This is a genomic window from Pseudoalteromonas sp. 10-33 (assembly GCF_001469195.1).
GTDB lineage: Bacteria > Pseudomonadota > Gammaproteobacteria > Enterobacterales > Alteromonadaceae > Pseudoalteromonas.
The window spans coordinates 726,724-734,926 of sequence record NZ_LOFI01000001.1 but is presented as its reverse complement, the minus strand read 5'-3'; the positions used below and the strand labels follow the sequence as shown (position 1 = coordinate 734,926).

Below are 8,203 nucleotides of genomic sequence, written 5' to 3'. Positions count from 1 at the left end.
TAGTGCGATGATAATAGTAAACACTCTTTGGCAGCCCTGTAGCCTTTAAAAGGTGTCGTAAGCTATGCTTTGCCTTGAACTCTTCGACGACTATCGTTTTGTCTTTGCTTTTTTCTTTCTGGCTTGAGCCAAGGCTTCTAACTTTTTTAGCACATCATTCTCAACTCGTAAGTATGCTAATTCTTCTCGTAACTCCTCCTCAGTCATTTGCTCTACTAGTTTTGATGAAGAAGAATTATTTGTCATGAATGGCTTACCTTTTCTCTGTGGTTTAAGACGGGATATACCATCACGAGCATAAAGCTTTTGCCATTGAAAAAGAATGCCTGGGGACGATAAATCGAAGAAAGCACTGGTATAACCGAGTGACCAACTGTTTGCTGTCATCGTTTTTAACACTTCAGCCTTAAATGCTAGAGAATAAGGTTTGTGAACAGACCTGAAGCTTTCAGCGCCATGAATTCGATAAATAGCGGTCCAATATCGGACCTGCCTATCTGTAACATTAAATCTGTTACTTACCGCCGAAGAGCTTTCAGACAAAGCGAGTTCAGCTATTTTGAGCTTGAAAACTCGGTGATGTTTGGACATAAAAAGACCCCCAGTAATTGGAATGTCCAACTATTGGGGGTCACTTCAATTAATGGAGTGCGGTTTTTTTATATTAACTACGCTTATTTACAAACGTCAGCCACTGCATTTGCAAAGTAATCAAGGTTTGCTTTGCTAACACCCGCTACATTTACGCGGCTTGAGCCAACAATGTATATACCGTACTCTTTTTGTAATCGCTCAATTTGCTCTTTATTAATACCCAAGAACGAAAACATACCGTGTTGACGTTCAATAAACGAAAAGTCTTGCGCTATGTCTTTTGATGCTAGACTTTCTTTAATTAAACTACGAAGGCCATTAATACGTGTACGCATTTCATCAAGTTCAGCATGCCACATTTGCGTAAGCTCTGTACTGCTTAGAATAGTGTTAACAATATCAGCGCCATGTGCCGGAGGCATTGAGTAAATACTACGTACCACACTTAACATTACTGAGTTAGACACATCAGCTGTTGCACTGTCTTTTGCGATTAATGAACATGCACCTATACGCTCACGGTATAGACCAAAGTTTTTAGAGCACGAAGAGCAAATAATTAACTCTTCTACAGCGTCGGCTAAAATACGTAGCCCGCGTGCGTCTTCTTCAAGTGAAGAACCAAAACCTTGATAAGCAATATCTACTAACGGTGTAAAGCCAACCTCTTTGGCAAGCTCTGCAACGGTTTTCCACTGCTCTTCGTTTAAATCCATACCACTTGGGTTATGACAACATGCATGTAACAGTACTACATCACCCTTTGGTACTTGCTTAAGGGTATTGATCATTTCATCAAATAACAGATCTTTATTTTCGTAGTCGTAGTACGGGTATTCTTTGACGGTTAAACCTGCCGCTTCAAATAAACTAATGTGGTTTGCCCAAGTCGGCGTTGTAACCCATACGGTTGCATCTGTATTACAGCGTTTAATAAACTCAGCAGCAACACGAAGTGCGCCTGTACCACCTGGTGCTTGTGCAGTACGAACACGATTTGCTAATAATGCTTGGTGCTCACCAAGTAATAGCTGTTCCATTTTTTGACAGTAATCTAAGTTACCTGCTAAACCAATATAAGATTTGCTTGTTTCATTTTCCAAACGGAACGCTTCTGCTTTTTTTACTGCATTTAGTACAGGTGTATTGCCGTGCTCATCTTTGTAAACACCCACACCTAAATCAATTTTATTAGGGTTTGTGTCTTGTTTGTAGGCCGCCATAAGGCCAAGGATCGGATCAGTTGGTAATGGTTTTAATACTGAGAACATGGGCTATCTCTTATCTATATTTATGGGTTAGCAATTAAGCTTAGCTTAACATAAAAGCACATCACGTTGACTAGTGTTATTTACACTAGTGAATGAGGAATTTTAATACAACATGCAATTAAAATGGCCAGTACTTTTTCATCAAAAAAATCATTATTAAATGCTTCCGCATCAATAATACCTACGCAATCATTTTGAGCATTAAACAAAGGCAAACACACTTCAGATTTAACTTTAGGGTCACAGGTATAATATTCTCCACCTTGTGCCAAGTATTGCTCTACATTATTAATAATGCGGCCTTTTTGAGATAAAGCCACTTGAACGTTATTGCTTCCTGCAGCAAAGGCTTGTGTAAGCGGAAATAAAGGACGGCTAGGCACGCCATGATAAGCAAGCTTTAATAGTTGTTTACCTTCGTTAGTGTTTGTTGATTGATAAATACCATACCAGTCAACACCCGTTTGCGAGTGTACATAGTTAACAATACTTTGCAGCTGTGCAAGCTTATCATTGGTATTGCTATCGTTATTTATGAAATCAGCAAGGTTGAAAGGCTCATCTTGCAAGTAACCAAATAAGCTACATGCTCCGCCTTCGCCTAATTCAGGTATTTGATACTGCCAACGAGTTTCTGGCAAAGATGTATGCGCAAGATAATTCTCGAGCTTTTCAAGCTCGGCTGAAATTAAGTTTGCATCGACGCTTAACTGCGCTTGTGTTAAATAAGAAGAAATCATTTGGCCATCCATACATCTAAATTTTCGAGGATAATAGCATGGATATTTTCGCAGAGCTAGATCAACTTATAGCACATTTCAACTTGGTTACCGCTTGCGTTGTAAGTCACTTTTTCTGCTATTTCTTCAAGCAATGACAGGCCCCGACCAAATTCATTATTACCACTCATTACATCATTTGACTGACTACTAAACCCCCGACCCGAATCACAAATCATAAAATGGAGGCTAAGTGTATCTGGGCAATAACGTATATCAATAATGATCATGGCATCTTTTAGCTCACTAATTGCCTTTTCACGCATTTCATAAAATTTAAAAAAACCGTCCTCCTGAAGTTTGATTGCAGAGTCTAATCCTAAAACACCATGATCAAGTGAGTTATTGTAAGCTTCAGAAAGGAGTAAAAATATGTTTGAGCGGTGATCATTTAATCCTTCAATACGACTAAGAATATTTACAATGTCGTAGACGGGATCAGTTTGTTTAATTTGTTTTGAATTTAGGCTCAATGACAAATTAAAAGCAAGCGTTGAGAAAGGTTCTCTGGGCTTTTCTTCCATCGGCAAAGGCAAGCAGTTAAGCAGCACAATGCTTACATCGTCTTGTTGTTGTAAGCCCTGTGCAAAATCGCTGACATGTGCAATTATATCCTCACAGGTGATCATAGGCTTACTTTGTAGAGTGGCTATAAAGCGGTCTTCGGCAAAAAAATCATCTTGTTTATTTGTCGTTTCTATTATGCCGTCGGTAGCAAGCACTAAACGCGTATCACTATTTACTTCAAAATGTATTAAGTCGTACTCAAATTCATGTTTGTCTAATATGCCCAGTGCCATGTGCTGAGACTCTAGCGTTTTTTTTATATTGCCTTCGCTATCAATCAAATATGCATCAGGTAAGCCACCAAGCCACGCTGATATACTTTTTCCAGATGCACTGAGCTCTACAATAGTCGCCGCACAAAACATGTGCCCTGGTAGCAGGTTGTATAAAAGCGTATTTAATTCAAAAGCAATATCATTAACGGCCTTGCCTTTATTTACCATTGTATAAAATGCACGAGATACAGGAAGTGCACCAATAGCAGCTGCTAGACCATGCCCGGTAAAATCGCCCAGCATACAATACAAGTTACCTATTGGACTTTGCGCAACTAAAAACATGTCGCCGTTAAACATAGAAGCGGGAGACAAATTAAAGTCGAGGTGCTGCTTAAAACCATCTTGATTTTCGAGCGAATTATTAAAAATATGCTCAACAATTTCGTGTTCACGCTCAATTTGATTATGGTGATATTCGAGAAGTTGCTTTTGCTGATTCGCTTTTTTACTTAATTCTCGGGTTCTTCTATGCGCTTTAATTTTTGCGTTAAGGATTACTTTATCAAATGGTTTATGAATAAAGTCGTCCCCACCAACCTCCAAACATTTTTCAAAACTTGCTTTGTCATCTAAAGAAGTAATAAAAATAATAGGTAAATAAACATCACTGAAATTATTTTTTATTATTTTGGCGGTCTCAAAACCGTCCATAACGGGCATAATTACATCGAGTAACACAATGTCTATGGGTTCATGTTCGAGGATTTTAATGGCTTCTTGGCCGTTATAGGCCATCGATATTTGATACCCCTCACCTTTAAGCATTTGACTTAGTAAAATACGGTTTAATGCCTGATCATCGACAATAAGAACGTGTGCTGCCATTAGCTAATGTCAAATTTCTTATCGAAGCGCGATATTTGTAGTATTTTTTTAAGCTGTGGCTGGCAATTAGTAATTTCAAACACAGTTACTTTATCTTCTAATGTTTTTTTCATATTTAAAAGCATACCCAGGGCAGAACTATCCATGTAGTCAGTTTCTCTTAAATCAACAATAACTTTATTAGTGCCGTTGTCTATTTGTGCATAGGCTTGGCGAAAAGACTGAACTAAATTAAAGTCAAACTTTCCCTTTATTTGTATTGTTAGCGCTTTTCCATCGGCTGATGTACGGGTAGTTAAATTCATTGATTTCTCCGTTAAATGTATCTTTGACTAAATATAACCTGTTAAAACTATTTAGCAAAAAGAAAAACACACAACAGCAAATTTGCTATCATTTACGCCATTATTTAATACATTTTGACTGAATAAGGTAAACCATGACAGATAGTCACTTAGTATATTCAACAAGCACTGGACGCATTGACCAGCCAAAACCAGAAAAAGAGCTTGATATTAAGCTCTTCAAAGATGGTTTTGTGCGTATTGAGCGTCAAACAAAAGGCCGTAAAGGAAAAGGCGTAATGCTTGTAGTTGGCATTGACCCAAAAGAACATGACTTAAAAAAGTTAGCTAAAACAATAAAGAGTAAAATGGGCCAAGGCGGCGCTGTAAAAGAAGGTATTATTGAAGTTCAAGGCGATGACCGAGATAAATTAAAAGCGATTTTAGAAGGCTTAAAATTTAAAGTGAAAATTGCGGGTGGTTAACCCGCAACTATAAACTACATAACTTTTTTAAATGGTACTTCACTCAGCTTTGTATATAAGTCTGGTAAATCAGATTCAGGAATTGGGCGGCTGTAATAGTACCCTTGCACTATAAAGCAGTTGTTATTTTGTAAAAACTCTACTTGCTCTATGGTTTCTACCCCTTCGGCAACGACATCTAAATTAAGCTTTTGAGCCATTGCTATGATAGCGGCTGTAATTTCCATATCATTGCTATCTTCTGGGATATCTTGCACAAATGAACGATCTATTTTGAGTATATCCACCGGAAAGCGTTTTAAATAACTCAATGAAGAGTAACCCGTTCCAAAATCGTCAATTGAAATAGAAATACCTAACGCTTTTAACTGATGAAGTTGCGTAATAGCGGCCTCTACGTTCCCCATTAACATGCTTTCGGTTAACTCTAAATGTAAGCGCTTAGCCGAAACACCTGATGTAATAATCATTTTGCTTAGGGTTGGCACAAGATTCGAATCTTTAAATTGGCGAGCAGATAAGTTTATAGATACATTATTTTCACGGTTTTGCTCTGTCAATCTCACAACAAAATTACATGACTCCTGTAATACCCACTCACCTAATTCAACAATAAGCCCTGTCGCCTCAGCAATCGGAATAAACTTATCCGGCGGTATTAACCCTTCTGTTGGGTGGAACCACCTCAATAACGCCTCGTATCCAACAACCTTTTGAGTACGGCTATCGATCTGTGGCTGATAATAAACCACAAACTGCTCTTCTTTTAATGCAATACGCAGTTCGTTTTCAATAAATAAGCGCTCATTTGCTGCCGCATTAAGTTCTTGACTATAAAAGTGGAACGTATTACGCCCTTTTTCTTTTGCCTCGTACATCGCTAAATCAGCATGCTTTAATAATTGGTCTTCTTCTAGGCTATCGTACGGCGCCATAGTTATACCAATACTGGCACTTATAATGACCTCATTATTACCCAGCATGATAGGCATACTAAGTGTTTGCTGAATTGTATTTGCTACATCGGTTGCGTGTTCTTGGCTTTCGATACCACTCAATAGTACTGCAAATTCATCACCGCCCAAGCGTGCAATAGTATCTTCAGAGCGAAGACGTTTTTTAAGTCTATTCGCAACCTGTATTAATAATTGATCGCCCGCATCGTGGCCAAGGGTGTCGTTTATGCGTTTAAACTCATCCAAATCAAAGTAAAAAAGTGAAAAGGCGTAATGACCGCGCTCTGCAAGTGCAAGAGATTTGCGCAGCTGCATTCTAAAGAAGGTTCTGTTTGCCAAACCTGTTAGCGTGTCAAAATAAGCCAGCTGTTCCATTTTGCGTTGGCTTTCTTTAACAAACGAAATATCTTGTGCAGAAGCAACATAACTGGTGATATTGCCCCCCTCTTCACGTATTGGTGAAACGCTCAATGAAACCCATATAGGCTGTTTACCTTTGCTTTCAATTAACGTATCACCGCGCCAATAGTTGCGACTACGAAGATCAATATCAATATCTTCAACCAAAATCGCCATATCTGAAGCAACAATATTTAAAAGGGGTGCTCGGGTAAAGTGGCTTTCAGGGTACCCAGTCATTTCTAACATTTTAGGGTTAACGTATTCAATAACAAAGTTTTCGTCAGTTATAACTACACCTGTTCCTGAGAAAGCGACTGCTTTTGATAATCGATTAGCTGCTTTTTCGGCTATTTCTTTTTCTGAAATTCGTTGGTTAAGTCCGTCTATTAATTTACGAATTTCAATCGTCATATCTTTAAACGAACCGTTAAGCGTACCAATTTCGTCTTTGTTCTCTTCTGGGAATTTAGTATCAAGTTTTCCTTGTCCAAAACTCGACACCGCATAAACAAGTGAATGCAATCGACGTAACACAAGATGCTGCAATGCTTGATGCAATAATAAGGCAACTAAAATAGCGTAAAGGATAAATAGGCCAAAAAACTTAAACTTTAAATCTTGCAGTGCAGATAATGTAGAAGAACGCTTTTTATAAACGCCTATATACCAATCTAGCTCATCAATTTTTTGAATATTGATTAAGTGTGCCTCATCATTTTGTAAAAATGAGCTGGCGAACTCAGGAAGCTTGGTCGCAATTGCTTCACCTACAATTGACTTAAGCTGTGGGTTTACAAACTCGTCCATAACTACTGTTTTGTTATTTTTTCCGTATTCAGCAAGTAATGAAGCACTTAAATCTGGGTGAGCTAATAATTGGCCTTTGCTATCAAAAACGAGTAAGTTTTTTTCTTTGTCTCCTATGGGTAAAAAAGACACGAGTTTATTAAGCGTAATATCACTGCCTGTAACCCCTATAAATTCATTATTCGAATAAATAGGAACCAGTAAACTGATCACCCAATCATGCCACACCCTATCGTAATAAACTTTTGACCATTCTGGTTCTATTGAGTTACCTAAGCTTTCTCGAACATACTTGTAAGTTGGGCCTGCGCTTACCCGAAAATCAGCAGGGGCATTTAACGCCCAATTAGGAGGCGATATTCTAATAAAGTCATCATTCGTAATAAGGTAAAAATTGTAGAAGTCATAAACTAATGTTGGTGAAATAACATCCCAGAGTGCTTCAGAATTATTAAATAGCTGTTTGTAAAAAGGGCTGTACTTTTCTTGTGGTAAAAAAGCGGCGGATAAGCCATCAGATGAAGCGCTTCGAATCGTACCATCACTGTTAAACTGTAGTTGCGCTTTACTGGTTAGATCAATGGGGGAGTTTTTTTGAAATAACTGCTCATTAACTATGTTGTTAGCTTGCTTAGCAATATTTACTTTAGTTTTTATTCGTTCTTTAAATTGCCTTACTAATAAATCGGTCGAGCTTTTTAGTACTTCATGCTCTTCAAAAACCAGCTGTTTTTCCTCTGATTTAAGCATAAAAAATGCAGCACAAACACCCGCAATTAAACAAATTGAAGATATAAGTAACGACAGTTTTACACTTAAAGAGTTTATTCCAAAACGCGATGGAGGGCGTCTATATAGCACAAGCCAACCTTAATTATTAATAATTGTTATTATTTAGCTGTTAATGAAATATACCAGATTCAAATTCATTATTATAAATTTTTTGTAAACTTTA

At 37.8% G+C, this 8,203-nt stretch carries 7 protein-coding genes; 1 reads left to right on the top strand and 6 read right to left on the bottom strand.

Going from position 1 to position 8,203, the window contains the following annotated elements:
- Positions 1-90: 90 nt before the first annotated feature.
- From ATS76_RS03400 to ATS76_RS03380, 5 genes are all read right to left on the bottom strand, one after another.
- Positions 91-591 carry a helix-turn-helix domain-containing protein gene (locus tag ATS76_RS03400; protein WP_058551027.1) on the bottom strand — a complete coding sequence of 167 codons (501 nt, stop codon included), beginning with the start codon at positions 589-591 and terminating at the stop codon, positions 91-93.
- 83 nt (positions 592-674) lie between these two features.
- Positions 675-1,865 carry an amino acid aminotransferase gene (locus ATS76_RS03395; protein ID WP_058551026.1) on the bottom strand — a complete coding sequence of 397 codons (1,191 nt, stop codon included), beginning with the start codon at positions 1,863-1,865 and terminating at the stop codon, positions 675-677.
- A gap of 80 nt (positions 1,866-1,945) precedes the next feature.
- On the bottom strand, positions 1,946-2,605 hold the full coding sequence (locus ATS76_RS03390) for a GAF domain-containing protein (protein WP_058551025.1): 660 nt from the start codon (positions 2,603-2,605) through the stop codon (positions 1,946-1,948).
- 56 nt (positions 2,606-2,661) lie between these two features.
- Positions 2,662-4,314 carry a SpoIIE family protein phosphatase gene (locus ATS76_RS03385; RefSeq protein ID WP_058551024.1) on the bottom strand — a complete coding sequence of 551 codons (1,653 nt, stop codon included), beginning with the start codon at positions 4,312-4,314 and terminating at the stop codon, positions 2,662-2,664.
- On the bottom strand, positions 4,314-4,619 hold the full coding sequence (locus tag ATS76_RS03380; protein WP_058551023.1) for an STAS domain-containing protein: 306 nt from the start codon (positions 4,617-4,619) through the stop codon (positions 4,314-4,316). Before ATS76_RS03380 ends, ATS76_RS03385 begins: the two co-directional genes overlap by 1 nt.
- 134 nt (positions 4,620-4,753) lie before the next feature.
- Between ATS76_RS03380 and ATS76_RS03375 the strand changes: the two genes are divergently transcribed.
- Entirely contained in the window at positions 4,754-5,083 is a 330-nt protein-coding gene (locus ATS76_RS03375; protein WP_058403457.1) for a translation initiation factor, read from the top strand.
- A gap of 14 nt (positions 5,084-5,097) precedes the next feature.
- Here the strand turns inward: ATS76_RS03375 and ATS76_RS03370 are convergent, their stop codons facing one another.
- Entirely contained in the window at positions 5,098-8,109 is a 3,012-nt protein-coding gene (locus ATS76_RS03370; protein ID WP_058551022.1) for a bifunctional diguanylate cyclase/phosphodiesterase, read from the bottom strand.
- Between the last annotated feature and the right edge of the window lie 94 nt (positions 8,110-8,203).

What these genes read in the sequence shown, in the direction of transcription:
- ATS76_RS03400 (WP_058551027.1), bottom strand. Translation starts at nt 591, where the DNA reads ATGTCCAAACATCACCGAGTTTTCAAGCTCAAAATAGCTGAACTCGCT.
- ATS76_RS03390 (WP_058551025.1), bottom strand. Translation starts at nt 2,605, where the DNA reads ATGATTTCTTCTTATTTAACACAAGCGCAGTTAAGCGTCGATGCAAAC.
- ATS76_RS03380 (WP_058551023.1), bottom strand. Translation starts at nt 4,619, where the DNA reads ATGAATTTAACTACCCGTACATCAGCCGATGGAAAAGCGCTAACAATA.
- ATS76_RS03375 (WP_058403457.1), top strand. Translation starts at nt 4,754, where the DNA reads ATGACAGATAGTCACTTAGTATATTCAACAAGCACTGGACGCATTGAC.
- ATS76_RS03395 (WP_058551026.1), bottom strand. Translation starts at nt 1,865, where the DNA reads ATGTTCTCAGTATTAAAACCATTACCAACTGATCCGATCCTTGGCCTT.
- ATS76_RS03385 (WP_058551024.1), bottom strand. Translation starts at nt 4,314, where the DNA reads ATGGCAGCACACGTTCTTATTGTCGATGATCAGGCATTAAACCGTATT.